At 69.6% G+C, this 23736-nt stretch carries 24 protein-coding genes; 4 read left to right on the top strand and 20 right to left on the bottom strand.

Features of this window, described 5'->3' with window-relative positions; all coding sequences use genetic code 11:
* Positions 1-30 precede the first annotated feature (30 nt).
* The 9 genes from tatA to IH80_RS0126280 all read right to left on the bottom strand — a co-directional run bounded on the left by tatA (position 31) and on the right by IH80_RS0126280 (position 7360).
* Positions 31-324 (bottom strand): Sec-independent protein translocase subunit TatA, encoded by a 294-nt coding sequence (tatA, locus tag IH80_RS0126320; protein WP_030963788.1) that lies wholly within the window; start codon positions 322-324, stop codon positions 31-33.
* A 168-nt stretch (positions 325-492) separates the two neighbouring features.
* A complete protein-coding gene (locus IH80_RS0126315; protein ID WP_030963787.1) occupies positions 493-693 on the bottom strand; it encodes a hypothetical protein in 201 nt (66 codons plus the stop codon).
* 26 nt (positions 694-719) lie between these two features.
* Positions 720-947 carry a hypothetical protein gene (locus tag IH80_RS0126310; protein ID WP_030025910.1) on the bottom strand — a complete coding sequence of 76 codons (228 nt, stop codon included), beginning with the start codon at positions 945-947 and terminating at the stop codon, positions 720-722.
* A gap of 14 nt (positions 948-961) precedes the next feature.
* Positions 962-1930: a helix-turn-helix transcriptional regulator gene (locus IH80_RS0126305; RefSeq protein WP_030963786.1), complete on the bottom strand. Its 969-nt coding sequence runs from the start codon at positions 1928-1930 to the stop codon at positions 962-964.
* A 105-nt stretch (positions 1931-2035) separates the two neighbouring features.
* Positions 2036-2992, bottom strand: coding sequence for a helix-turn-helix transcriptional regulator (locus IH80_RS0126300; protein ID WP_030963784.1), 957 nt, complete (start codon positions 2990-2992; stop codon positions 2036-2038).
* A gap of 127 nt (positions 2993-3119) precedes the next feature.
* The gene (locus tag IH80_RS0126295) at positions 3120-3500 is read right to left on the bottom strand and encodes an FKBP-type peptidyl-prolyl cis-trans isomerase (RefSeq protein WP_030963783.1); all 381 of its coding nucleotides are present in this window, start codon (positions 3498-3500) and stop codon (positions 3120-3122) included.
* Between the two features lie 39 nt (positions 3501-3539).
* Positions 3540-4481 (bottom strand): FKBP-type peptidyl-prolyl cis-trans isomerase, encoded by a 942-nt coding sequence (locus IH80_RS0126290; protein WP_030963782.1) that lies wholly within the window; start codon positions 4479-4481, stop codon positions 3540-3542.
* Positions 4482-4595: 114 nt separating this feature from the next.
* Positions 4596-5957, bottom strand: a complete 1362-nt coding sequence (pafA, locus tag IH80_RS0126285) for a Pup--protein ligase (protein ID WP_030655944.1) — start codon at positions 5955-5957, stop codon at positions 4596-4598.
* Positions 5958-6097: 140 nt separating this feature from the next.
* Positions 6098-7360, bottom strand: a complete 1263-nt coding sequence (locus IH80_RS0126280) for an MFS transporter (protein WP_037881145.1) — start codon at positions 7358-7360, stop codon at positions 6098-6100.
* Positions 7361-7494: 134 nt separating this feature from the next.
* On the opposite strand from IH80_RS0126280, the gene IH80_RS0126275 reads away from it, so the two are divergent.
* Positions 7495-8493: a LacI family DNA-binding transcriptional regulator gene (locus tag IH80_RS0126275; protein WP_030963779.1), complete on the top strand. Its 999-nt coding sequence runs from the start codon at positions 7495-7497 to the stop codon at positions 8491-8493.
* A gap of 71 nt (positions 8494-8564) precedes the next feature.
* Here the strand turns inward: IH80_RS0126275 and prcA are convergent, their stop codons facing one another.
* From prcA to arc, 6 genes are all read right to left on the bottom strand, one after another.
* A complete protein-coding gene (gene prcA / locus IH80_RS0126270; RefSeq protein ID WP_030963777.1) occupies positions 8565-9329 on the bottom strand; it encodes a proteasome subunit alpha in 765 nt (254 codons plus the stop codon).
* Positions 9330-9372: 43 nt separating this feature from the next.
* The gene (prcB, locus tag IH80_RS0126265) at positions 9373-10212 is read right to left on the bottom strand and encodes a proteasome subunit beta (protein ID WP_030963776.1); all 840 of its coding nucleotides are present in this window, start codon (positions 10210-10212) and stop codon (positions 9373-9375) included.
* Positions 10164-10676: an endonuclease VII domain-containing protein gene (locus IH80_RS42685; RefSeq protein ID WP_324609427.1), complete on the bottom strand. Its 513-nt coding sequence runs from the start codon at positions 10674-10676 to the stop codon at positions 10164-10166. Before IH80_RS42685 ends, prcB begins: the two co-directional genes overlap by 49 nt.
* Before the next feature lie 133 nt (positions 10677-10809).
* Entirely contained in the window at positions 10810-11022 is a 213-nt protein-coding gene (locus IH80_RS0126255) for a ubiquitin-like protein Pup (RefSeq protein ID WP_030016348.1), read from the bottom strand.
* Positions 11023-11211: 189 nt separating this feature from the next.
* Complete coding sequence (gene dop / locus IH80_RS0126250) at positions 11212-12723, bottom strand: depupylase/deamidase Dop (protein WP_030963773.1); 1512 nt, start codon at positions 12721-12723, stop codon at positions 11212-11214.
* Between the two features lie 262 nt (positions 12724-12985).
* Positions 12986-14752 (bottom strand): proteasome ATPase, encoded by a 1767-nt coding sequence (gene arc / locus IH80_RS0126245; protein ID WP_030655926.1) that lies wholly within the window; start codon positions 14750-14752, stop codon positions 12986-12988.
* A 264-nt stretch (positions 14753-15016) separates the two neighbouring features.
* Between arc and IH80_RS0126240 the strand changes: the two genes are divergently transcribed.
* Positions 15017-15337 (top strand): ferredoxin, encoded by a 321-nt coding sequence (locus IH80_RS0126240; protein WP_030963772.1) that lies wholly within the window; start codon positions 15017-15019, stop codon positions 15335-15337.
* A gap of 4 nt (positions 15338-15341) precedes the next feature.
* Here IH80_RS0126240 and IH80_RS0126235 read toward each other — a convergent pair whose 3' ends face one another.
* The 3 genes from IH80_RS0126235 to IH80_RS0126225 form a co-directional block, all read right to left on the bottom strand.
* Entirely contained in the window at positions 15342-15935 is a 594-nt protein-coding gene (locus IH80_RS0126235) for a hypothetical protein (protein WP_234432390.1), read from the bottom strand.
* Positions 15936-16110: 175 nt separating this feature from the next.
* On the bottom strand, positions 16111-17007 hold the full coding sequence (locus IH80_RS0126230; protein WP_030833375.1) for a tRNA (adenine-N1)-methyltransferase: 897 nt from the start codon (positions 17005-17007) through the stop codon (positions 16111-16113).
* A gap of 18 nt (positions 17008-17025) precedes the next feature.
* Positions 17026-18324, bottom strand: a complete 1299-nt coding sequence (locus IH80_RS0126225) for a site-2 protease family protein (RefSeq protein ID WP_420708860.1) — start codon at positions 18322-18324, stop codon at positions 17026-17028.
* Between the two features lie 68 nt (positions 18325-18392).
* On the opposite strand from IH80_RS0126225, the gene IH80_RS0126220 reads away from it, so the two are divergent.
* Both IH80_RS0126220 and IH80_RS0126215 read left to right on the top strand, forming a co-directional pair.
* Positions 18393-19283 (top strand): RecB family exonuclease, encoded by an 891-nt coding sequence (locus tag IH80_RS0126220; RefSeq protein WP_107056903.1) that lies wholly within the window; start codon positions 18393-18395, stop codon positions 19281-19283.
* Positions 19284-19376: 93 nt separating this feature from the next.
* Positions 19377-20048, top strand: coding sequence for a response regulator (locus tag IH80_RS0126215; RefSeq protein ID WP_030963767.1), 672 nt, complete (start codon positions 19377-19379; stop codon positions 20046-20048).
* Positions 20049-20156: 108 nt separating this feature from the next.
* On the opposite strand, the gene IH80_RS0126210 is transcribed toward IH80_RS0126215, so the two are convergent.
* Positions 20157-21740, bottom strand: coding sequence for an ABC transporter substrate-binding protein (locus IH80_RS0126210; protein ID WP_030963765.1), 1584 nt, complete (start codon positions 21738-21740; stop codon positions 20157-20159).
* Between the two features lie 71 nt (positions 21741-21811).
* Entirely contained in the window at positions 21812-23416 is a 1605-nt protein-coding gene (locus IH80_RS0126205) for an ABC transporter substrate-binding protein (protein ID WP_030963763.1), read from the bottom strand.
* Positions 23417-23736 lie beyond the last annotated feature (320 nt).

Here is a 23736-nt window from a genome sequence, read left to right as displayed (position 1 = left end):
GTTGCAGATGACTGGCGTGACGGGCGTCCGTCAGCCCTGGGCGGTGCGGTTCGGCTCGCTGACCGGCCGGGAGCTGGTGACGTCACCGGGGGCGGCCTGGATGGTGCGCGGGGCGGCCGGCTGCTGCGCGGAGGCGTCGGCGGCCGGGGCGGCGGCCGCGTCGTCGCCCTCGCCGTCCTTCTTCATGGCCTTGGCCTCGCTCTTGAGGATGCGGGCCGACTTGCCGAGGGAGCGGGCCATGTCGGGGAGCTTCTTGGCGCCGAACAGCAGGATGATGACTCCGAGAATGACGAAGATTTCCCAACCCCTGAGGTTGCCGAACATAGGTATCTTCCTTTTCTCCGAGGTTCACAGCACACCGGCACGGGCGCCTGGGACTGTCTCTACCGAGGATCGTAACCCCAGGGGGTAAACGCCCGGCAATCCCCGGGCGTACCCCGGCTTGCGTCCTGGCCGGTTGTCAACCCCCCGGTCACACGGCTGTCTCGTTCGTCACGGCCGGACGTCGTGGCCCGCTCGCGCCAGCCCCGCCGCCTCCCGCTCCAGATCGGCCGACGCGGCGCCGATCCGCCGGCTGGCCAGCGCCACCTCCGCGGAGAGCCGGCGCACCTCCGTGTACACGCGCACGGCGAGCACGGCGAGCACGGCCACTCCGAGGAAGCCCAGGACAATTGCGAACATCGGCCACAGCATGGGCAGAGCCTAGGCCACCGGCCGCCTCAGATGCTGCGCAGGGTGCTGACGCCGCCGCCGGTCAGCAGCTCCACGATGCGGTCGCCGGCCGGCTTGCGGACGGCGGCACCGCATTCAGGACACGTGAAGGAGTAGAACGTGGCCCTGCGGCTGCCGCCGATGGCCAGCCGCAGGGCGCCCGCGTCCAGCTCGAAGCGGGCGCGGCACTCGGGACAGGAGGCCTTGAAGGCGACCGGCCCGGACGTTGGAGACATCGACCGCGCTCCCCTCAGACCTGTTCCCCGTACCCCGCGAGGGCCTCCCGGGCGGCGTTGCGCGCGCTGTCCGCCAGCTCGGCGGGGGCCACGATCCGCCCCTCCCGGCCCAGCCGCAGCGCGAGACGGCGCAACGAGCCCGGGTCCGGGGTGCGCAGCGTGATGCGCAGGCCGCCGTCCGCCAGCTCCTCGGCGCTGTCGTGCGGGTAGTACTCGGCGACCCAGCGCCCGCCGGGTCCGACCTCGACGACGACCTCCGGGTCCTCGGCGGACGGCTGGACGAGGCCCTCGGACAGGTCGCGCGGCTCGATGGCCGGCGGTTCCGCCCGCTCGTCCAGCAGTCGGATTTCGGCCACCCGGTCGAGCCGGAAGGTGCGCCGGGCCTCGGAGAGGTGGCACCAGCCCTCCATGTACGTGTGCCCCACCGCGAAGAGCCGGATGGGATCGACCTCGCGCTCGGTGAGCTCGTCACGGGCGGGCGAGTAGTAACGCAGCCACAGCCGTCGGCGTTCCGCGATGGCCCGGTCGACGTCCGCGAAGACCCCGCCCTCGGACTCGAAGGTCACCGACAGCCGGGAGCTGGCCCCGGCCGCCTCCCCGGCGGCCGCTTCCAGCTTCGCGGTGGCCCGCAGCAGGGCGTCCCGGTCGCTCTCGCGCAGCCCCGGCAGCGTCGCCACCGCGCGCGCGGCGACCAGCAGTGCGGTCGCCTCGTCGGCGGCCAGCCGCAGCGGCTCGGCGGTGGACTCTCCCGAGGCGTCGGGATTGCGCCACCAGATGCGCTCTCCGTCGGTGTCGATGTCGAGCAGGTCCCCGCCCCGGAAGCTGGTGCCGCACATGGGCAGCACGTCGAGGTCCGAGATCAGCTCGTCCTCGGTGATGCCGAAGGCGCGCGCGACGTCGGCGACGTGCGCACCCGGGCGCTCGCGCAGGTACGTCACCAGGGACAGCATCCGGCGGGTCTGGTCGATGGCGTTGGCAGCCATGCTGGTACGTCTCCCCCTCAGGGCACGTCTGTGGATGTCGCGGTGATGAATGGTGCGGCGGCGGGCGGACCGGCCCCGCACCGCGGGCGGTACCCGGAAAGCGTGTCAGGCCCCGGCCACGGCCCGCAGCCGGTCGACCACGTCCGCGCGCAGATCGGCGGGACCGACCACGACGACGTCGGGGCCGAACTCCACCAGCCAGGCGTCGAGCCCGTGCCCGTAGGGGATCTCCAGCTCGTCCCAGCCGTCCGCGCCCTCGCACACTGCCGTGGCCTTGGCCCGCAGCGGGTAACCGGCCCCGGCCCGCAGCCGGATCAGCGCGGACCGGTCCGCGCTCTCCCCCGCCCAGCTCGCCACGGTCTCCCGTACGGTCACCACGTCCGGCACCTCCGCGGTGTACTTCGCCGCGCGCGAGCGGACCTTCCCGGTGATCCGCGAGAGCCGGAACACCCGCTCCGCCCCGCGGTCACGGTCGAAGCCGGCCAGGTACCAGTGGCCGCGCCAGCACTCCAGCGCCCAGGGCTCCACCTGACGCGTCTCGGGCCGGGCCGCGGTCGACTTGCGGTAGTCGAAGACCACCGGCCGGCGGTCCCGGCAGGCCAGCATCAGCGGTTCGAAGGCCGCCTCGTGGACCGGGATCCGCGGCTCGATGGCGCTGGACTGGCCCTCGTACGGGTTGTCGGCCTCCGGCATCCCGCCCGCCCGAAGCTTCTGCAGGGCGCCGCTGGCGGCTCCCGCGAGGCGGGCCTGCTGCCACACCTTGGCCGCCAGCCCCAGGGCCGCGGCCTCCTCCGCGTCGAGGGAGACCGGGGGCAGCCGGTTGCTGTCCCGGCGGGCCAGGTAGCCCGTCTCCCCCTCCAGGTTCTCCACCGTCTCGATCACCAGACCGAGTTCGCGCAGGTCGTCCTTGTCCCGCTCGAACATGCGGTTGAAGGACTCGTCGTTGCCGGCTTCCATGTAGGCCTCGATCGAACCGCGCAACTCGCGCTTGCTCAGCGGCCGGCGGGTCCCCAGCAGACACAGCGCCAGATTCATCAGACGCTCGGCCTTGGCAATCGCCATCGACGCCCTTCCCCCGTTCTCGACACACACTCGTGACCGTTGACCGTACCGCCCCGGCGGTCCCGGACAAAAAGCGAGGGCCCCCGCCTCACGGCGGGGGCCCCTGCACTGCTCACGGATGTTCCGTTCAGCCGACCTTGACCAGGTCGCAGACGAAGATCAGCGTCTCGCCCGGGGCGATCGCACCGCCGGCGCCACGGTCGCCGTAGGCCAGGTGGGCCGGGATGACCAGCTTGCGGCGGCCGCCGACCTTCATGCCCTGGACACCCTGGTCCCAGCCGGCGATGACCTGACCGACGCCGAGCTGGAACTGGAGCGCGGAACCGCGGTTCCAGGAAGCGTCGAACTCCTCACCGGTGGAGAAGGCCACACCCACGTAGTGGACGGAGACACGGTCGCCGGCCTTGGCCTCGGCACCGTCGCCCAGCCAGATGTCCTCCTTGACCAGGTCGGTCGGGGCCGGGCCCTCGGGGAAGTCGATCTCGGGCTTTTCGAGCTTGTCGCTCACGGAACTGCTCCTCAAACTATGTGGACAACCGGGACAGTCTTACATCACCGCGAGGATGTCGAGGCTGAAGACCAGCGTCGAGTTGGCCGGGATGGTCCCCTGCTCCTTGTCCCCGAAGCCCATGTCCGGCGGGATCACCAGCAGGATGCGGCTGCCGACCTTCTTGCCGACGATGCCGTCCTTCAGGCCCTTCACCTGCAGCTGCTCCAGCGGCCAGGTCACCGACTGCCCGGAGGTGTAGGTGCTCTCGAACGTCTTGTCGTCCTTCCAGGTCTTGCCGTGGAACTTGACGACGACGCTGTTCTTGTCCGTCACCGCCGGACCGTCGCCCTCCAGGACGTAGTTCGACACCAGCTTCGCCGGCGGGGTGACGTCCTTCGGGACGGCCACGGAGACTTCCTTGCCGTCCGTGTTCGTACCGACCTTCGGCAGGTCCTTGTTGTCCTGGGCGACTTCCTTGCCCGTCGCCGAGGCCGGGACGGTGGCACCCTTGACGATGTCCACGACGAAGACCAGCGTGGCGTTCCCCTTGATCTTCGGGGGCGAGCCCTGGGCTCCGTAGCCGAGGTCCGGCGGGATCACCAGCACGACGCGGCTGCCGACCTTCTGGCCCTCGAGGCCCTGGTCCCAGCCCTTGATGACGGCGCCGGCGCCGATCGTCACGTCGAACGGCTGACCCTTGCCGAAGCTCTGGTCGAAGGGCTCGGCACCGTCCCACACCTGGCCGTAGTAGTTGACCTGGGCAATGTCGCCCTTCTTCAGCACCTGGCCGGTGCCCTCCTTGACGGTCACCACCTTCAGCTCCTTGGGCGGCTCGCCCTTCCCCTTGGCCAGGGTGGGCGTCTCCCCGAACTCGGCGCCCTTCGTGATCGCGGGCGCCCCGTTCTTCATCTGGGCGGAGTCGGAGCCGCTGTCGTCGCCACACGCCGCTGTCGACAGCAGCAGAAGGGGTACGACAAGCAGGCCGGCAAGTCGGCGCACGTGTTCCTCAGATCTCAGACGGCAAGGCGGTCGCCCGCCACTCTAAGCCGTGCACAGGGCCCCGTACGAGAAACGTACGGGGCCCTGGCGAGAAGTGAGGCGTCACGCCGTCCGCTACATACCGGCGATCAGCTTCTCCACCCGGTCGTCCACCGACCGGAACGGGTCCTTGCACAGCACCGTCCGCTGCGCCTGGTCATTGAGCTTCAGGTGCACCCAGTCGACCGTGAAGTCCCGCCGCTGCTCCTGCGCCCGGCGGATGAAGTCGCCGCGCAGCCGCGCCCTCGTGGTCTGCGGGGGCACCGACTTGCCCTCGAAGATCTTGAGGTCGTTGCAGATCCGCGCCGCCTGCCCCTTGCGCTCCAGCAGGTAGTACAGCCCGCGCCGGCGGTGGATGTCGTGGTAGGCGAGGTCTATCTGGGCCACCCTCGGATTCGACATGGTCATGTTGTGCTTGCCGCGGTACCGCTCGATCAGCTGGTACTTCATCACCCAGTCGATCTCGGTGCCGATCCGGTCCAGGTCCTCCGCCTCGATCGCGTCCAGCGTGCGGCCCCACAGCTCCAGCACCTGGTCCACCACACCGGTACGGATGCCCCGGCGCTCGGCGAAGTCCACCGCCTTGTCGTAGTACTCCCGCTGGATCTCCAGCGCGGAGGCTTCCCGGCCGCTCGCCAGGCGCACCTTGCGCTGGCCCGTGATGTCGTGGCTGACCTCGCGGATCGCCCGGATCGGGTTCTCCAGGGTCAGGTCCCGCATCACCGTGCCCGCCTCGATCATGCGCAGCACCAGGTCGGTGGCTCCGACCTTCAGCAGCATGGTCGTCTCGGACATGTTCGAGTCGCCGACGATGACGTGGAGGCGGCGGTACCGCTCCGCGTCCGCGTGCGGCTCGTCGCGCGTGTTGATGATCGGCCGCGAACGCGTCGTGGCGGAGCTGACGCCCTCCCAGATGTGCTCGGCCCGCTGGCTCACGCAGTAGACCGCGCCCCGGGGGGTCTGCAGCACCTTGCCGGCGCCGCAGATCAGCTGGCGCGTGACGAGGAACGGAATGAGAATGTCCGCCAGGCGGGAGAATTCCCCGTGCCGGGCCACCAGGTAGTTCTCGTGGCAGCCGTACGAGTTGCCCGCCGAGTCGGTGTTGTTCTTGAAGAGATAGACGTCGCCCGCGATTCCCTCCTCGTGCAGGCGGCGTTCGGCGTCGACGAGCAGGCCTTCGAGAATGCGCTCGCCTGCTTTGTCGTGCGTGACCAACTCGGTCACGTTGTCGCATTCGGGAGTTGCATATTCCGGATGCGAACCCACGTCGAGGTAGAGGCGGGCGCCGTTCCGCAGGAAGACATTGCTGCTGCGGCCCCATGACACGACACGGCGGAAGAGGTAGCGCGCCACTTCGTCAGGAGACAGTCGGCGCTGTCCCCTGAACGTGCACGTGACGCCGTACTCGTTCTCCAGCCCGAAAATGCGGCGGTCCATGACTGAACATTACGCCTTCTGCCCTCTTCTGAAACCGGGTTCGCAGCCGCCGTTTCGATCAGTTCCCCCGAGCAGGCCGCCGAACGCCCGGCGCACGGGCCGTGAAGGCCACGGGCGCGCCGCACCGACGCGCCCGGACCTCACTGCGCCGACCGGGCCTGCGGGGCCACCTCGCCGGAGCCGTCCGGCACTCCCTGCGGCGAGCCCGCCACCGCACGGCTGCGCCCCGCAGTTGACAGCGCCCGCTGAGTCACCATCAGAACCAGCAGCGCCGCACCGCCCGCGGCGCACGCCACCCCGAAGCCCCACGCGGTGCCGCCCCGCTCCACCGCGGGGCCTGCGGCCGCCGTACCGATCGCCGCCCCCACACCGAAGAAGGTCACCAGCCACGAGAAGGCCTCGGTCACCGTGCCCGTCGGCGCGTGCCGGTCCACCACGATGAACGCGCACGCCAGAGCAGGCGCCAGGAACACGCCCGACAGCGCCGCCAGCGCCGTCATCGCCACCGGCCCCGGGGTCAGCAGCAACGGCAGGTAGCAGACCGCGAGCAGCGCGACCAGCAGCCGCAGCCGCCGCTCGGGCGCACCCGCCCACTGGCGGGCGCCGTAGAACACGCCGCCGATCAGGGCGCCCAGCCCGAGCGCCGCCATCAGCCAGCCGTAGACCGCCTGGCCCCCGTTGCCGTCCGCGTACGCCACACCGGCCACCGTGATCGAACCCAGCGCCATGCCCACGAAGAAGAACGCGCCGAGCAGCGCCAGCAGCCCGCGCGAGCGCAGGGCGCCCAGCCAGTGGGCCTCCCGCGGCTCCGAGCGCCACGTCCGCGACGGCTCGCTGGCGACGACGGACAGCGCGCCGAGCACCCCGATCGCGTTCAGGGCCAGCAGCGCCCCGGCCGGCGACCACACCGCGACGAACAGCGTCACCAGCAGCGGACCGACGGTGAACATGACCTCCTGGGCCACGGCGTCCATCGCGTACGCCGCGTGGACCTTCTCCTCGCGGCCCCCCAGCACGCTCGGCCACAGGGCCCGCAGCCCGCCCTCCAGTGGCGGCGTGAACAGCCCGCCGACCACCACCGCGGCGTACGCCGCGACCGCCGAGCCGGTACCCGCGAGCGCCAGCCACACCATGCCCAGCGCGGACAGGAGCGCCGCCGGCAGCTGCACGCGGGGCTGCCCGAACAGGTCCACGGCCCGCCCCAGCAACGGCTGGCCCACCGCGTTCGCCAGCCCGTACACGGCGGCCAGCGCCCCCGCCAGGCTGTAGCTGCCGCCCTCCGCGCGCGTGAACAGCACGATCGCGATCGGCGCGGTGGCGTTCGGCAGCCTGCCCACGAGCGTCCCCGCCAGCAGCCTCGCGGCGTGCCGGGTCCTCAGCAGCTCCGCGTATCCCGCGGCCATGACGGCCCCCTTCTGCCCGGACCCAGCCGGGGTAATACGTATAACGTGACTCGTCATACGTACCATGGCCACAGCCCACGGGTCCACCCCGCGGACGCGAAACCACCTCTGACCCCGCCCTGCAGGAGCCCCGTGTGACGAGACCCACCAGCCGGGACGTGGCCACCGCCGCCGGGGTCTCCCAGGCCACCGTCTCCCTCGTCCTCGGCGACAAATGGCCCGGCCGCGTCTCCGAACGCACCGCCGCCCACGTCCGCGAGACCGCCGCCCGGCTCGGCTACCGGCCCAACCTCGCCGCCCGCAACCTCCGCCTCGGCTCCACCCGCACCGCCCTCCTCGTCGTCCCCGCCCTCACCAACGAGTTCTTCGCCCGCGTCTACACCGGCGCCGCCCGCGTCGCCGCCGAACACGGCTTCGGCGTCGTCCTCTACCCCTCCCCCGACGGCACCGGCCCCGCCCGCGACCCCTTCGCCTCCGCCCGCGCCGCCCTCGACGGCGTCATCGCCTCCTCCATGGCCGCCCACGCCCTCCAGGCCATCGGCGGCGACACCCTCCCCCTCGTCATGCTCGACAGCGATCCCCGCGCCGGAGGCGCCGCCGCCCACGTCAACCTCGCCATGGCCGACGGCATGCGCCAGGTCACCGAACACCTCCTCGCCCTCGGCCACCGACGCTTCCTCCACCTCGCGTCCGCCATCGACTCCTGGACCTTCGACACCCGCGCCGAAGCCCTCACGACCCTCCTGGGCCCCGGCACCGAGCTGCGCACCGTACGGTCCCCCCTCACCGCCGATGGCGCCCGTACGACCATGGAAGCCGCCCTCGCCGCCCCCCTGGGCCGGCCGACCGCCGTCGTCTGCGACGACGACATCCTCGCCGCCGGCGCCTGCAAGGCCGCCCGCCGCCTCGGCCTGCGCGTCCCCGAGGACCTCTCCGTCACCGGCTTCGACGACCTCGCCCTCGCCACCGCCGTCGAGCCCGAGCTCACCACGGTCCGCCTCCCCGCCGAACGCGTCGGCGAACAGGGCATGACCGCCCTCCTCGCCGTCCTCGAAGGCGCCGCCTGGACCGCCCCCGACATCCCCGTCACCCTCGTCGTCCGCGACTCCACCGGCCCCGCCCCGGCGGCCTGAACCCGGACACGACGAAGCCCCGGCCACCCCCGAAGGGGCGACCGGGGCCGCACGCCCGTCCGCTCGACGCCCTACTCGGCCTCGTCCTCCGGCGCCTCGTCGTTCGACACCGCGTCCGCCTGCGCGGCGGCCGGCACGTCCGCCTCCAGCAGCCGCGACAACTGCCGGCCCCGGATCCGCTTGAACTTGCGCTGCTGCGACCGGGTCCGGTCCAGCACCGCCACCTCCAGCCGCTCCGCCGGAATCGCCTTGTCGGCGCCGTTGGCCTGGCTGGACAGCGCCGCCACCGCCAGCTTCAGCGCCTCCGACAGGGTCATCCCGTCCTGGTGGCGCTGGTCCAGGTAGGTGCTGATCTGCTCGGCGTTGCCGCCGACCGCGACCGAGCCGTGCTCGTCCACGATCGACCCGTCGTGCGGCAGCCGGTAGATCTGGTCACCAGCGGCCGTCGCACCGACCTCGGCCACCACCAGCTCCACCTCGTACGGCTTCTCGCCGGCACTGGAAAAGATCGTGCCGAGGGTCTGCGCGTACACGTTGGCCAGCCCACGGGCCGTCACATCGTCACGGTCGTAGGTGTATCCGCGCAGATCCGCGTAGCGCACACCGCCGATCCGCAGGTTCTCGTACTCGTTGTACTTGCCGGCGGCCGCGAAGCCGATCCGGTCGTAGATCTCGCTGAACTTGTGCAGCGCGCGGGACGGGTTCTCGCCGACGAACACGATGCCGTCGGCGTACTGCAGCACGACGAGGCTGCGACCGCGGGCGATGCCCTTCCGGGCGTATTCCGCCCGGTCGGCCATGGCCTGCTGGGGTGACACATAGAACGGAGTCGACACCGGCTTTCCGTCCCTTTCTTCTGGGCGACGAGGTGACGGGCGGTCAGAGCAGGGCGGCGCGCGGCCCGTCGGGCTGCTCCAGCCGACGGTTGGTGACCGAACGGGCGAGCTCCTGCGACTCGTCGTCGGTCAGCCTGCGGAACCCCTCGTCCGTGATGACGGTGACGATCGGGTAGATGTGGCGGTACAGGTCCGGCCCGCCGGTCGCCGAGTCGTCGTCGGCGGCGTCGTACAGCGCCTGCACCACCAGCGTGGTGGCCTGCTCCTCGGTCAGATCGGGGCGGTAGAGCTTCTTCATGGAGCCCCGCGCGAAGATCGAACCGGAACCGGTCGCCGCGTAGCCGTGCTCCTCGGAGCGGCCGCCGGTGACGTCGTAGGAGAAGATGCGGCCCTTCTCCTTGCTCTCGTCGTAGCCGGCGAAGAGCGGCACGACGGCCAGGCCCTGCATCGCCATGCCGAGGTTGCTCCGGATCATGGTGGAGAGCCGGTTGGCCTTGCCCTCCAGGGAGAGGGTCGTCCCCTCCACCTTCTCGAAGTGCTCCAGCTCCAGCTGGAACAGCTTGACCATCTCCACGGCCAGGCCGGCCGTACCGGCGATGCCGACCGCGGAGTACTCGTCGGCCGGGAACACCTTCTCGATGTCCCGCTGCGCGATCATGTTCCCCATGGTCGCCCGCCGGTCACCGGCGAGCACGACCCCGCCGGGGAAGGTGGCGGCCACGATGGTCGTCCCGTGCGGCGCCTCGACGACACCCTCCGGCAGCCTGCGGTTGCCGGGCAGCATCTCGGGCGAGTGCGCGCCCAGGAAGTCCATGAAGGACGACGACCCCGGCGTCAGGAAGGCTGCCGGTAGACGCCCTGTGCTACGAGTGTTGGGTTCCACAGGTTTCCTTCCACGTAAGCGGCTGCACGCCTCATGACGTCCGGCCGATCCTTGAACTGCCCCAGGGCTGCGTTACAGCTGAAGCACAGTACGCCTCGGACCTTACCCGTCTGATGATCGTGATCCACATGCTCTGCCGGAGCATTCTGGCAGAGCAGGCAGCTCCCGCCCTGGGCTTCGATCATGGCGTCACGCTCGTCCTCGGTGATGCCGTAGTGGCGCTTGAAGTACGAGGCCCGGTTCCGTTGTGCTCGGCACTCTCCGCAGTAGCTGGCCCAGCCGTCCGAACTCGTCCTGTTCCGCTCCCACTGCGAGTGAGGTTTGACATCCCCGCATTGGGGACACCGTTTATGGCCGGATGGCACAGGCACCTTCACCCGTACCGTCCGCCCCTTCGCCTCTTGCTTCTGCTTGTAGTGCTCGGCCTGGCATTCACGGCAGTACGCCTGCAGACCGTCCCTCATTGCGCGATTACTTGCGAAGGCCTCACGTAACTGAACGCGTTTGCATCGCGAGCAGCACTTCATGCCTTCTTTTGCCGCTTCGGCCACCCCGCCCCTGACCTTCGATTCGAAGGTTAAATGACTACAGCGAGCCCTACTGGCCACCCTTTTGTACGAACGACCTCACGAAATCCTCGGCGTTCTCCTCCAAGACGTCGTCAATCTCGTCAAGTACGGAGTCGACGTCGTCGGAGAGCTTTTCCTGGCGCTCCTTGAGGTCGGTCGATTCTTCGACCGCGGCCTCCTCGACCTCCTCGGTCGAGCGCGTCGCCTTCTGCTGTCCGCCGCCGGTGTCCTTGGTCGCCATGTCTACCTCACCCCGCTCGGTTCGCACGCTCATGTCGAGAGACCCCGGGATTCGGGATCTCTCAAGATCAGACCCTACGTCGGACCCTATAGGGAGGGTCCGACATTCGTCCCCGCACTTGTTCAAAAGGTCGCGGAACAACGTCCGGTTCTTCTCATGATTCCCGGACCGGTGGCCTTTCAGCCGCGCTCACTGCCCCGAAAGTACCCGGACCAGGTCCTCCGCCGTGCGGCAGCGGTCCAGGAGCTCCTTCACATGGTTGCGGGTCCCCCGCAGGGGTTCGAGGGTCGGGACGCGCTGGAGCGAGTCCCGCCCCGGTAGATCGAAGATCACCGAGTCCCACGAGGCCGCCGCCACGTCGTCCGCGTACTGCTCCAGGCAGCGTCCGCGGAAGTACGCCCTGGTGTCCTCCGGAGGCTTGCTCCGGGCCCGTTCCACCGCCGGCTCGTCCACCAGCCGCTTCATCTTGCCGCGGGCCACCAGACGGTTGTACAGGCCCTTCTCGGGCCGTACGTCCGAGTACTGCAGGTCGACCAGGTGCAGCCGCGCCGCGTCCCAGTCCAGCCCGTCCCGGCGCCGGTAGCCCTCCAGGATCTCCCGCTTGGCGATCCAGTCCAGCTCGCCCGCCAGGCTCATGGGGTCGCTCTCCAGGCGGCCCAGGACGTCCTCCCAACGGGACAGCACGTCCTTGGTCTGCTCGTCGGCGTCCGTACCGAAACGCTCGTCCACGTACTTCCTGGCCAGCTCGAAGTACTCCATCTGAAGCTGCACCGCGGTCAGTGTCCGGCCGCTGCGCAGCGTGATGAGGTGGCCGAGGTCCGGATCGTGGGAGACCTGGTGGAGGGTGCGAACGGGCTGGTCGACGGCGAGGTCGACGTTGATGAACCCGTCCTCGATCATGGACAGCACGAGGGCGGTCGTGCCGAGCTTGAGGTAGGTGGAGATCTCCGAGAGGTTCGCGTCGCCGATGATCACGTGGAGCCGGCGGTACTTCTCGGCGTCGGAGTGCGGCTCGTCCCGGGTGTTGATGATGGGCCGCTTCAGGGTGGTCTCCAGGCCGACCTCGACCTCGAAGTAGTCCGCGCGCTGGCTGATCTGGAAGCCGTGCTCGCGGCCGTCCTGGCCGATGCCCACGCGTCCCGCCCCGGTCACGACCTGTCGCGAGACGAAGAAGGGGGTCAGGTGGCGCACGATCTCCGAGAAGGGGGTCTCCCGCTTCATCAGGTAGTTCTCGTGCGTGCCGTAGGAGGCGCCCTTGTTGTCGGTGTTGTTCTTGTAGAGGTGGATGGGCTGGGCCCCGGGCAGCTGGGCGGCCCGGACGGCGGCCTCGGCCATGATCCGTTCGCCGGCCTTGTCCCAGAGCACGGCGTCCAGCGGGTTGGTGATCTCCGGCGAGCTGTACTCGGGGTGCGCGTGGTCGACGTAGAGCCGTGCGCCGTTCGTCAGGATGACGTTGGCGAGACCGATGTCCTCGTCGGTCAGCTGGCTGCTGTCGGCGGCCTCGCGGGCGAGGTCGAAGCCGCGGGCGTCCCGCAGCGGGTTCTCCTCCTCGAAGTCCCAGCGGGCGCGTCGCGCCCGGTGCATCGCCGCCGCGTAGGCGTTGACGATCTGGGACGAGGTGAGCATGGCATTGGCGTTCGGGTGACCGGGGACGGAGATCCCGTACTCCGTCTCGATCCCCATTACTCGCCGTACGGTCATGCGGCCCTCCTTGCCCGGCGGCGCCCCCCTCCGGGGGCGGCGCTCAAGTACCGCTGGTGCTCCGGTGCGTGTGACTGTGCGGTGCCCGTCCCCGCACTGCGCGACCGGCGGTACGGAAGAGCCTAGAACCACTGCGCGCTCGTGGGGAGATCATTTCCGTCATTGAATCTGCCCTGTCACCGGCTGGAATACGGCCGGTCGATCGGTCGGGTAAAGCAGGCGGCTGCGGATGCCCGGGGAGGGCATCCGCAGCCGCTCCGCATCAGAGGTACTGACCGGTGTTCGCCACCGTGTCGATGGAGCGTCCGGTGTCCGCGCCTTGCTTTCCGGTGACGAGGGTGCGGATGAATACGATCCGCTCGCCCTTCTTACCGGAGATGCGGGCCCAGTCGTCCGGGTTGGTGGTGTTCGGCAGGTCCTCGTTCTCCTTGAACTCGTCCACACATGCCTGGAGGAGGTGGGAGACCCGGAGGCCCTTCTGGTTGTGTTCGAGGAAAGCCTTGATGGCCATCTTCTTGGCACGGTCCACGATGTTCTGGATCATCGCGCCCGAGTTGAAGTCCTTGAAGTAGAGGACTTCCTTGTCGCCGTTGGCGTACGTGACCTCGAGGAAGCGGTTCTCCTCGGTTTCGGCGTACATCTGCTCGACGACGGTCTGGATCATGCTGTGGACGGTGCCGGCCGTGGAGCCCTGGTGTTCGGACAGGTCGTCCGTGTGCAGGGGCAGCGAGGCCTTGAGGTACTTCGCGAAGATGTCCTTCGCGGCCTCGGCGTCCGGGCGCTCGATCTTGATCTTCACGTCGAGACGGCCGGGGCGCAGGATGGCCGGGTCGATCATGTCCTCGCGGTTGGAGGCGCCGATGACGATGACGTTCTCCAGGCCCTCCACGCCGTCGATCTCGGCGAGGAGCTGCGGGACGATGGTGTTCTCCACGTCCGAGCTGACACCGGATCCGCGGGTGCGGAAGAGGGATTCCATCTCGTCGAAGAAGACGATGACGGGGGTGCCCTCGCTGGCCTTCTCGCGGGCCCTCTGGAAGACCAGGCGGATGTGCCGCTCGGTCTCGCCGACGTACTTGTTGAGGAGTTCGGGGCCCTTGATGTTCAGGAAGTACGACTTCCCCTGGGCCTGTCCGGTCACCTCGGCGACCTTCTTGGCAAGGGAGTTGGCGACGGCCTTGGCGATGAGCGTCTTGCCGCAGCCGGGCGGGCCGTAGAGCAGGATGCCCTTCGGGGGCCGCAGTTCGTGTTCCTTGAACAGGTCGGGGTAGAGGTACGGGAGCTCGACCGCGTCGCGGATCAGCTCGATCTGGTCGCCCAGGCCGCCGATCTTGTCGTAGTCGATGTCGGGGACCTCTTCGAGGACCAGGTCCTCGACCTCGCTCTTGGGGACGACCTCGTAGACGTAGCCGGAGCGGGGTTCGAGCAGGAGGGCGTCGCCGGGGCGGATGGTGATGTCCAGGAGCGGCTCGGCGAGCCTCACCACCCGTTCCTCGTCGGTGTGCCCGACCACCAGGGCGCGCTCGCCGTCCTCGAGGATCTCCTTGAGGGTGACGATGTCCCCGGCCCGCTCGAACTCCATGGCCTCGACCACGTTGAGGGCCTCGTTGAGCATGACCTCCTGGCCGCGCCGGAGGTCTTCCGGGTCGACGCTGGGGCTGACGTTCACGCGGAGCTTTCGGCCTCCGGTGAAGATGTCGACGGTGCCGTCCTCGTTCGCCTGGAGGAAGACACCGAAGCCTGCCGGCGGCTGTGCGAGCCGGTCGACTTCTTCCTTGAGGGCCACGATCTGGTCACGGGCCTCACGGAGGGTATTCGCCAGTCGTTCGTTCTGTGCGGAGACGCCGGCCAGATTTGTCTGGAGCTCGACGATCCGCTCTTCGAGAATCCTCGTGTGTCGCGGAGAGTCGGCGAGCTTACGTCGCAGGACGGCGATTTCCTGCTCGAGATAGGCAACCTGGCCGGCGGGGTCCTCGGACCCTCGCGCGGGCCGGATGCCGCGGTTGATGTCGTCGTCGTGGGCTGCCACGGTCCTCACCTCCTCCAAGGGGAGCTGGACGCTTCCTGACCCTACCTGGGCTGGTGGTGATTGAAACCCCTAGATCACAAAGACGATAGAGGTGTGTCCGATCTTCACCCTTGCGTACTCCCTCACGCCAAGGAAATACCCACCCCTCAAACTCGGGAAGCCGCCGGTTGTAAGGTCGAAGTGTTCAACACCCGTCAGGGCCCGCGCGACTTGCTGCGGGTTGTGACCGGGATGGATCACTCACCGCAGGGAACGGCAGGAGATATGACCGTGCAGCAGGACGCTCCGACGGGCGGCGCCGGTGGGGCCGGCGAGCCGCTAGAGGTCTGGATCGACCAGGACCTCTGCACCGGGGACGGCATCTGCGCGCAGTACGCGCCCGAGGTGTTCGAGCTGGACATCGACGGTCTGGCGTACGTGAAGAGCGCGGACGACGAGCTGCTGCAGGAGGTGGGGGCGACCACTCCGGTGCCGCTGCCGCTGCTCCAGGACGTGGTGGACTCGGCGAAGGAATGCCCGGGCGACTGCATTCACGTAAGGCGCGTTTCGGACGGGGTGGAGGTCTTCGGCCCGGACGCGGAGTGACGCTTCAAACACTCCTGGCGGCCGAGTCCGTCAGCTCCTGGCGGAATTTTCCGTCGGCCCAGCGCCACTTGGCGAGCTGCTTCTTGTCGGGGCAGCAGCGCGGGACCTCGGGTCCGGAGTAGCCGAGGAGGCTCGCGGTGACCGTCCGGTCGCGCACGGTCAGTTCCGTGGCGGTCCGGCGCTGCGGCGTGTCCAGCAGGGTGGCCACGACGCGGGGGCGGGCGCCCTCGGCCCGGTCCTGGGTGAGTACGTAGATCGCGTGGGGCGGGGTGCCGGAGCCCGCGTCGCAGCGGACCGCCGCCACGGTCTCGGGGCGGCCGTCGCCGTCGAGGTCGCCCTGGGCGGTGGCGGTGACGGCCTGGGGCGCGCCCTTGCAGTCGAGGGGGTAGGCGACCGCCGCCGGGTCGGGTGCGGTGGCCTGGGGGCCCTTCGCGGAGGGCTCGTCGGTGGCGGCGGGGGTGCCGGTGGCCGGCTGTACGAATCCCGCGGCGGCTATGACGGCGGCCATGGCGGTGGCCGTGGCGAGCCAGTGGAGGGGCCTGGCCCGGGTGTGGGCCAGGGGGTCCGGGGTTGCCAGCGTGGCGGGGGTGTGCAGCACGCGGGGTGTCTCCTGTGCGAAGGGTGACGGGGAGCCAGCATCGTGCCACACCTCACACGGGGGTGGAACGGCAGGGGCCGGGTCGGCACGGGGACAACGAAAAGGCGCTGTGGCGTAGTTCCCCCGGGGTCGGGGGAACTACGCCACAGCGCCGTCGTGTTGGGTCGGACGGGGGTTACGCGGAGCGGTCGCTGCCGGGGCCCTCGTAGTCCTCGCCGTAGGCGCCCTTGGCGGGGCGGCGGCGGCGCATGGGGGGCTCGACGCCGTCCGCGAGGCGGCGGGCGGTGACGAGGAAGCCGGTGTGGCCGATCATGCGGTGGTCCGGCCGGACGGCCAGGCCTTCGACGTGCCAGTTGCGGATCATCGATTCCCAGGGCTGCGGCTCGGCGAAGCAGCCGATCTCGCGGATGGACTCGACGGTCTTGGACAGCTGGGTGGTGGTGGCCACGTAGCAGCAGAGGATGCCGCCGGGGACGAGGGCCTTGGAGACGGCCTCCAGGCATTCCCAGGGGGCGAGCATGTCCAGGATGACGCGGTCGACGTCGGTGTCGGACAGGTTGTCCTGGAGGTCGCCCACGGTGAGCTGCCAGGCCGGGTGGGGGCCGCCGAAGTAGCGTTCCACGTTGGCGGTGGCGATCTCGGCGAAGTCCGCGCGGCGCTCGTAGCTGTGGAGCATGCCCTGGTCGCCGATGGCGCGCAGCAGGAAGCTGCTCAGGGAGCCGGAGCCCACGCCCGCTTCCACGACGCGGGCGCCGGGGAAGATGTCGGCGAAGGCCAGGATCTGGCCCGCGTCCTTGGGGTAGACCACGGCGGCGCCGCGGGGCATGGACAGGACGTAGTCGGGGAGCAGGGGGCGCAGCGCGAGGTACGCGACGTTCCCCGTGGTACGGACAACACTGCCTTCGGGAGCACCGATCAGCTCGTCGTGGGGGAAGGAACCCTTGTGGGTGTGGAAATTCTTCCCGGCTTCGAGCGTGAACGTGTAGTGGCGGCCCTTGGGGTCGGTGAGCTGAACCTGGTCCCCGACCTTGAAGGGCCCGCGTCGGCGGGCGGCACCGGTCGGTTCGGACATGTGACCAGTGTATTGGCTTCAGGACTGGGGCCGTGCCATGGCCTTCACGAAGGCCTTCTCGACGTCGAGGGTGGACAGGACGCCGTAGATGGCGCCGCCGGGTTCGAGGACGAGGTATTCGGTGGCGGGGTTGGCGCGGAGGTGGTCGAGGAGTTCTTCGCCGGTGAGTTCCGCGGAAACCTTCATGCCGTCGGTGAGGTCCTGGGCGAGGGTGCTGACGGCGACCCAGGGGCGGCGGTGTTCGGGGACGGAGGCGATGGCGCTCTCGCGGACGATGGCGGTGGGGTCCCCGTGGCCGTCGACGACGACGAGGGCGCGTGCTCCGGCTTCGTTGGCGCGGCGGAGGGCTTCGGAGAGGGGGGTGGCGTTCTCGACGGGGATGGCGCGGCGGGTGAGGCTGCGGGCGCGCAGTTCGGGGAGGTGTTCGCGCAGGCGGGCCATGCGGAGGCTGTTGCCGGCTCCGGTCCAGATGATGGCGGCCAGGATGGCGGCGAGGAGGGCGTCCATGACGGTGTCCATGCCGCCGGTCTCCTCGGTGCGGTTGCCGAGGAGTCCGGTGTGGGTGAGCAGGGGCAGGCCGAGGAGGACGGCGACGGCGAGGGCGCGGCCGACCCAGGCGGCGGCGACGGTGCCGGCCATCGGTTTGCCGGTGATGCCCCAGATGACGGCGCGGAGCATGCGGCCGCCGTCGAGGGGGAGGCCGGGGAGCAGGTTGAAGGCCGCGACGAGCAGGTTGGAGATCATGAGGCCGGCCAGGAGGACGCCGGGGACGGTCGCGGGGTCGACGGCCTTCATGCCGAGGTAGAAGCCGCCTGCGAGGAGGAGGGAGAGCAGGGGGCCGACGAAGGCGAGGACGAATTCACGGCCGGGGGTCTCGGACTCCTTCTCGATCTCGGAGACTCCGCCGAAGAACTGGAGCTGGATGCGGCGGACGGGGAGTTTGAAGCGGAGGGCGGCGACGGTGTGGGCGAGTTCGTGGACGAGGACCGAGGCGTAGAAGGCGACGGCGAAGAAGAGGGAGACGAGGTAGCGGACGGGTCCGAGGTCGGGCAGGACGCGGTCGAGCTGGTCCCCGAAGACCCAGGTGATGAGGGCGGCGACGAGGAACCAGCTGGGCGAGACGTAGACGGGCACGCCGAAGGGGCGGCCCATGAGGAGTCCGCCGCCCGGTCCTGAGCGCCGTTTGTCGCGCCCGCCGGTCTGGTCGGTGTCTGCCACGTCTGTCCTTCGTTCGGTGCTGGGGGTTCTCGTGCGGTTCGTGTGGGTTCTCGTCGTGCGGGGCGCGGTGTGGGGAGCGCCCGGTGATGCTCCGATCATGCAGTGCGAGGGGGGTCGGCGTCGATGGTATGCGCGTGCTGTCGGTCGCGGGTCGTAGGGTTTTGTCCATGACGACGAGCCCCGGTGCCGTGCCCGGTGCGGCCGAAGCCGCAAGCCCGGGCGCGGTGGCGCCCACTTCGCTCTCTCCTTCCCGGGCGAGCGATTTCATGCAGTGCCCGCTGCTGTACCGGTTCCGGGTGATCGACAAGCTGCCGGAGAAGCCGAGCGCGGCGGCCACGCGGGGGACGCTGGTGCACGCGGTGCTGGAGCGGCTCTTCGACCATCCCGCGCAGGAGCGGACGGCGCCGCGGGCGAAGGAGCTGGTTCCGGGGCAGTGGGACCGGTTGCTGCGGTCGCGGCCGGAGCTGTCGGAGCTGTTCCCGGAGGGTGACGAGGGGGAGGGGCTGGCGCGGTGGCTGACGGAGGCCGAGGCGCTGGTCGAGCGCTGGTTCACGCTGGAGGACCCGACACGGCTGGAGCCGGTGGAGCGCGAGTTCTTCGTGGAGACGGAGCTGGAGTCGGGGCTGCGGCTGCGCGGGATCATCGACCGGGTGGACGTGGCGCCGACGGGTGAGGTGCGGATCGTCGACTACAAGACGGGCAAGGCGCCGCGGCCGGAGTACGCCGAGGGTGCGCTGTTCCAGATGAAGTTCTACGCGCTGGTGGTGTGGCGGCTGAAGCAGGTCGTGCCGCGGCGGCTGCAGCTGGTGTACCTGGGCAGTGGGGACGTGCTGACGTACGACCCGGTGGTGGCGGACCTGGAGCGGGTGGAGCGCAAGCTCCTCGCGCTGTGGGAGGCGATCCGGGAGGCGACGGAGACGGGTGAGTGGCGGCCGCGTCCGACGAAGCTGTGCGGCTGGTGCGATCACCAGGCGTCGTGTCCGGAGTTCGGCGGTACTCCCCCGGTGTATCCGCTGCCGGTGGTGCCGAGGCCGGCGGTGAGCCCGGAGGCCGGCTAGCAGGGGCTGCCGGGGGCGGGATTCCTTGATCGTCGGGTCAGGGCAGAATGGGCGTGTCCGCCCGAGCCGTCCGACGAATACGAGGTATCGCCCGTGGCCATCCGCGTTCTCCTGGTCGACGACCAGCCCCTGTTGCGCACCGGCTTCCGGATGATCCTGGAGGCGGAGGAGGACCTGGCGGTGGTCGGCGAGGCCGGGGACGGCCTGCAGGCGCTGGACCAGGTGCGGGCGCTGCAGCCGGACGTGGTGCTGATGGACATCCGGATGCCTCGGATGGACGGGGTCGAGGCGACGCGCCGGATCACCGGTCCGGGGCGGGACGGTCCGGCGAAGGTGCTGGTGCTGACCACGTTCGATCTGGACGAGTACGTGGTGGAGGCGCTGCGGGCGGGGGCCAGCGGCTTCCTGCTGAAGGACGCGCCGGCCGGCGAGCTGGTGCAGGCGATCCGGGTGGTGGCGGCGGGCGAGGCGATGCTCGCGCCGAGCATCACGCGCCGGCTCCTGGACAAGTACGCGGGGCACCTGCCGTCGGGTGAGGAGCGCCTCCCGGACACGCTGGGGACGCTGACCGAGCGCGAGGTGGAGGTGCTGAAGCTGGTGGCGCGGGGCCTGTCGAACGCGGAGATCGCCGCGGACCTGTTCGTGAGCGAGACGACGGTCAAGACGCACGTGGGGCACGTGCTGACGAAGCTGGGGCTGCGTGACCGGGTCCAGGCTGCGGTGTACGCGTACGAGAGCGGTCTGGTGCGGCCCGGGGCCCAGTAGCCGCGTCCGCCGCCGGTCCTGGCCGGCCCGGGAACGGGCACGGGGCCGCACGCGCGAGGGAAGGTCGCGCGTGCGGCCCCGTGGTGTGTCCGGGGGCGGTCCGGAGGATCAGCCCTTGCTGATCTCCCAGAAGCGGAAGACCGTGGAGGCGTCCAGGGACCACTGCAGGCCGTTCACGTTCTGGCGGGTGACGGCGTACTGCTTGCCCTGCCAGAGCGGGAGGAGCGGGAGCTCGTCGGCGACGATGTCCTGCAGCCGGTTGTAGTCGGTGTTGGCCGCGGTGCGGTCGGACTTCGCGGAGGTCGACGGGATGATCGTCCCGGTGATCTCCTTGTTGTCGTAGTTGTTGTTCAGGACGTTGCCCGGGCCGAAGAACGGCTGGGTGAAGTTGTCGGCGTCCGGGTAGTCGGGGACCCAGCCCTTGACGTAGATGCCGTACTTGCCCGCCTGGATGTCCTTCTCGTACTGCTCGTACTCGACGGACTTGACGTCGGCCTCGAAGAGGCCGCTGTCGTTGAGCTGCTTGGCGATGACCTCGAACTGCTGGTCGGTGGAGGGGCCGTAGCGGGACGGGGTCGAGTACAGGGTGACCTTCACCTTGCCGTTGATGTTCGCGGCCTTGAGGACGGCCTTGGCCTTCTCGGGCTGCGGGGTGCCGCCGTAGCGGTCGAAGAACGGCGTGGTGTGGCCGGCGATGCCGGTCGGCACGATGGAGTAGAGCGCGGTGGCGGTGCCGGCGTACACGTCCTTGACGAGGGCCTCGCGGTCCACGAGGTAGGCGATGGCCTTGCGCACGGGGAGCTTGCCGACGACGGGGTCGTTGACGTTGAAGACCATGTGCTCGACCTCGGCGCCCGTGCCTTGGACGACGTCGACCTTGTTGTCGCCGGTCTTGGAGGAGGCGAGGGCGGCGATGTCCTTGGCGGCGAGGCCGCGGAAGGCGAAGTCGACGTCTCCGCTTTCCAGGGTGGTCTTGAGGCCGGCCTGGTCGCCGTTGAAGAACTTCAGGGTGACGCCGGTGTTCTTGGGCTTGGCCTTGCCCGAGTAGGACTCGTTGACCGAGAAGGTGGCGCTCTTCTCGCTGAAGGAGTCGAGCTTGTAGACGCCGGAGCCGACGGCCTTGTTGTCGGTGCGGAGCTTGTCGGCCGGGTACTCGCGGTGGTCGACGATGGAGCCCGCACCCGAGGCGATCTTGCTCGGGAAGGTGGCGTCGGAGTTCTTCAGGCGGAAGACGACGGTCCGCTCGTCGGGGGCGTCGATGCCCGCGATCGAGGAGAGCATGACGGCGGGGCCGTTCTCGTCGTTGATCTTCAGGGTGCGCTCGAAGGAGTGCTTGACGTCCTTCGAGGTGAGTTCGTGGCCGTTGCTGAACTTCAGGTCGGGCTTCAGCGTGCACTTGAAGAGCTTGCTGTCGCCGCCCTCGAAGGCGCAGCTCTGCGCGGCGTCGGGCTCGGGGGTGGTGCCGCCCTTGGGGAAGCTCAGCAGCGACTGGAAGACGTTGTTGAAGAGCAGCCAGGAGCCCGGGTCGTAGCCGGACGCCGGGTCGGTGGACTTCACCTTGTCGGATATGCCCATGACCACGCCCTTGCCGCTGCCGGCATTGGAGCCATCGGTCGAACCGCAACCGCTGAGCAGCGCGGCGGCGGTGGCCGCGCCGAGCGGGGCCGCCAGCCACTGGTTACGTCGATTCACGCGAACGTCCTTCACAGTCGAACTGTTTCGTTGCTCCGGCCCGCGACACCCGCTGCCGGTCTTTGCCTTGCTCAGCCGCTTACGCCGCGGCCGAGCTCCCACAACTGGAGGTCGGAGATGGCGTTGACCGACCACTCCACTCCGGTGATCCCGTCGCGTGCGGCGACGTACTGCTTGCCCTGCCACAGGGGCAGGACGGGTACGTCCTCGGCGACGATGTCCTGTATCTCCGTGATCGCGGGGACGGCGACGTTACGGTCGACCGCGCGCCGGGATTCGGGGAGGAGCCTGGTGCGCACCGCGTTGTTGGCGTACGGCGTGCCCAGGAAGTTGTCCTGCTCCAGGAACGGGGCGAGGAAGTTGTCGGCGTCCGGGTAGTCGGGGAACCAGCCGAGCCCGTAGGCGGCGTGGTCGCCCTTCTTCTGCGCGGGGCGGAAGTCGCCCCATTCGCTGCCCTGGACGGTGATGTCGAAGAGCTGGGTGGAGTTGAGCTGGGCCTTGAGGGCCTCGAACTCCGCCGCCGTGCCGTCGCCGTAGTGGTCGCTGGTGTAGTGCAGCGTCAGCTTGACCGGGGTCTTGATCCCGGCCTCCTTCAGGAGCGCGGCGGCCTTGGGCGTGTTGCCGTCGCCGTACTTGTTGTAGAAGGAGTTGACGTGACCGGTCACGGAGGTGGGGACCAGCGAGTAGAGCGGCTGGGCGGACTTGCCGTAGACCTTGGAGATCAGCGCGCTGCGGTCGACGGCGGCGGCGAGCGCCTGGCGCACGGCCTTGTCCTTGACGACGGGTGCGTCGGTGTTGAAGCCGAGGTAGCGGATCTCCAGGCCGGGCATCGGGACCAGCTTGACGCCCTTGGGCGGGTTGGCGCTGAGCTCGGTGATCTGGGCGGGCGACAGGGTGCGGGAGACCATGTGGATCTTCCCGTCGGTGAGGGCCTTGCCCATGGCGGTGGAGTCGGCGTAGGTGCGCAGCTCGACCTTGTCGTTCTGCAGCTTGATGTCGCCCTTGTAGTGGGGGTTCTTGCTGAAGACGGCGCGGACGAGGCGGTTCTCCTTGACCTCGGCCTTCATGGTGTACGGCCCGGAGCCGTCCACTTCGAAGCCCTCGCGGAGCTTCTTGGCGTCGTAGCTCTTCTCGCTGACGATGCCGGCGGCGGGGGTGGAGAGCTTGAAGGGGAAGGTCGCGTCCGGGGTCTTCAGGTGGAAGACGACGGTGTCCTCGCCCTTGATCTCGACGTTGTCGAGGGTGGAGAGCAGCGAGGAGGGGCCGTTCTCGTCCTTGATGGCGAGGACCCGGTCGATGGAGAACTTGACGTCCTTGGCGGTGAGCGGGTCGCCGCTGGCGAACTTGAGCCCGGGGCGCAGGGTGCAGCGGTAGCTCTCGTTGCCGGAGTCGGTGAAGCGGCAGGCGGAGGCCGCCTCGGGGACGGGCTGGCCGCCGCCCCGCGGGGTGTGCATCAGCGTCTGGACGGTCTGGCGCAGGATGTTCCAGGCGCCGGCGTCGTAGGCGTACGCGGGGTCGAAGGGGGCGGGAGCGAAGTCTGCGGCCTCGAACCGGTCGGTGGTCCCGACGACGATCGCCGCGGATCCTGCGCCTCCCCCGCTCGCGGTGCCGCATGCGGCCAGCGCGGGGGTGAGCAGTCCGGCCGCGGCCGTCAGCACCATGGTCTTGCGGTTCATGCTGGAAGTACTCCCTGTAACCGGCACTTGCTCAAAGCGGTGTGAAGGGCACTTCGCGGCGGTCGCCCGTTCGGGGCGGAACGATCGGGCCGGTGTTGTGACGATCGGTCCACGCGGTTCCGGAACAGGGGTGTGTGTCCGGGACGCGGCTGGGTGCGGCGCAGTGCCCGGATCGACACTAGTGCTCCGGGGAGGGGTGGCCGGAACGCACCGGACTTGGGGCGTAATCGCACCGTGATCGGAGCGAACTGCCTGTTCACAGGCAGGGCTCCGCAGATTCGGGCAGGGGCTGATCAATGCGGACACATGGGAAGCCGGAC

This window comes from Streptomyces sp. NRRL S-378 (assembly GCF_000720645.1).
Taxonomy (GTDB): Bacteria; Actinomycetota; Actinomycetes; order Streptomycetales; family Streptomycetaceae; genus Streptomyces.
The sequence above is the reverse complement of the archived record's forward strand: the minus strand, read 5'-3'. Positions and strand labels throughout refer to the sequence as shown.

Bases quoted from the DNA above. Each gene is read 5' to 3' on its own strand.
- IH80_RS42685 (WP_324609427.1), bottom strand. From the start codon at position 10,676: ATGAGGGACGGTCTGCAGGCGTACTGCCGTGAATGCCAGGCCGAGCAC.
- IH80_RS0126315 (WP_030963787.1), bottom strand. From the start codon at position 693: ATGCTGTGGCCGATGTTCGCAATTGTCCTGGGCTTCCTCGGAGTGGCC.
- IH80_RS0126310 (WP_030025910.1), bottom strand. From the start codon at position 947: ATGTCTCCAACGTCCGGGCCGGTCGCCTTCAAGGCCTCCTGTCCCGAG.
- tatA (WP_030963788.1), bottom strand. From the start codon at position 324: ATGTTCGGCAACCTCAGGGGTTGGGAAATCTTCGTCATTCTCGGAGTC.
- IH80_RS0126280 (WP_037881145.1), bottom strand. From the start codon at position 7,360: ATGGCCGCGGGATACGCGGAGCTGCTGAGGACCCGGCACGCCGCGAGG.
- IH80_RS0126300 (WP_030963784.1), bottom strand. From the start codon at position 2,992: ATGGCGATTGCCAAGGCCGAGCGTCTGATGAATCTGGCGCTGTGTCTG.
- IH80_RS0126255 (WP_030016348.1), bottom strand. From the start codon at position 11,022: ATGGCGACCAAGGACACCGGCGGCGGACAGCAGAAGGCGACGCGCTCG.
- IH80_RS0126225 (WP_420708860.1), bottom strand. From the start codon at position 18,324: ATGATCGGAGCATCACCGGGCGCTCCCCACACCGCGCCCCGCACGACG.
- IH80_RS0126240 (WP_030963772.1), top strand. From the start codon at position 15,017: ATGACCGTGCAGCAGGACGCTCCGACGGGCGGCGCCGGTGGGGCCGGC.
- IH80_RS0126230 (WP_030833375.1), bottom strand. From the start codon at position 17,007: ATGTCCGAACCGACCGGTGCCGCCCGCCGACGCGGGCCCTTCAAGGTC.
- IH80_RS0126205 (WP_030963763.1), bottom strand. From the start codon at position 23,416: ATGAACCGCAAGACCATGGTGCTGACGGCCGCGGCCGGACTGCTCACC.
- IH80_RS0126220 (WP_107056903.1), top strand. From the start codon at position 18,393: ATGACGACGAGCCCCGGTGCCGTGCCCGGTGCGGCCGAAGCCGCAAGC.
- dop (WP_030963773.1), bottom strand. From the start codon at position 12,723: ATGACCGTACGGCGAGTAATGGGGATCGAGACGGAGTACGGGATCTCC.
- IH80_RS0126305 (WP_030963786.1), bottom strand. From the start codon at position 1,930: ATGGCTGCCAACGCCATCGACCAGACCCGCCGGATGCTGTCCCTGGTG.
- pafA (WP_030655944.1), bottom strand. From the start codon at position 5,957: ATGGACCGCCGCATTTTCGGGCTGGAGAACGAGTACGGCGTCACGTGC.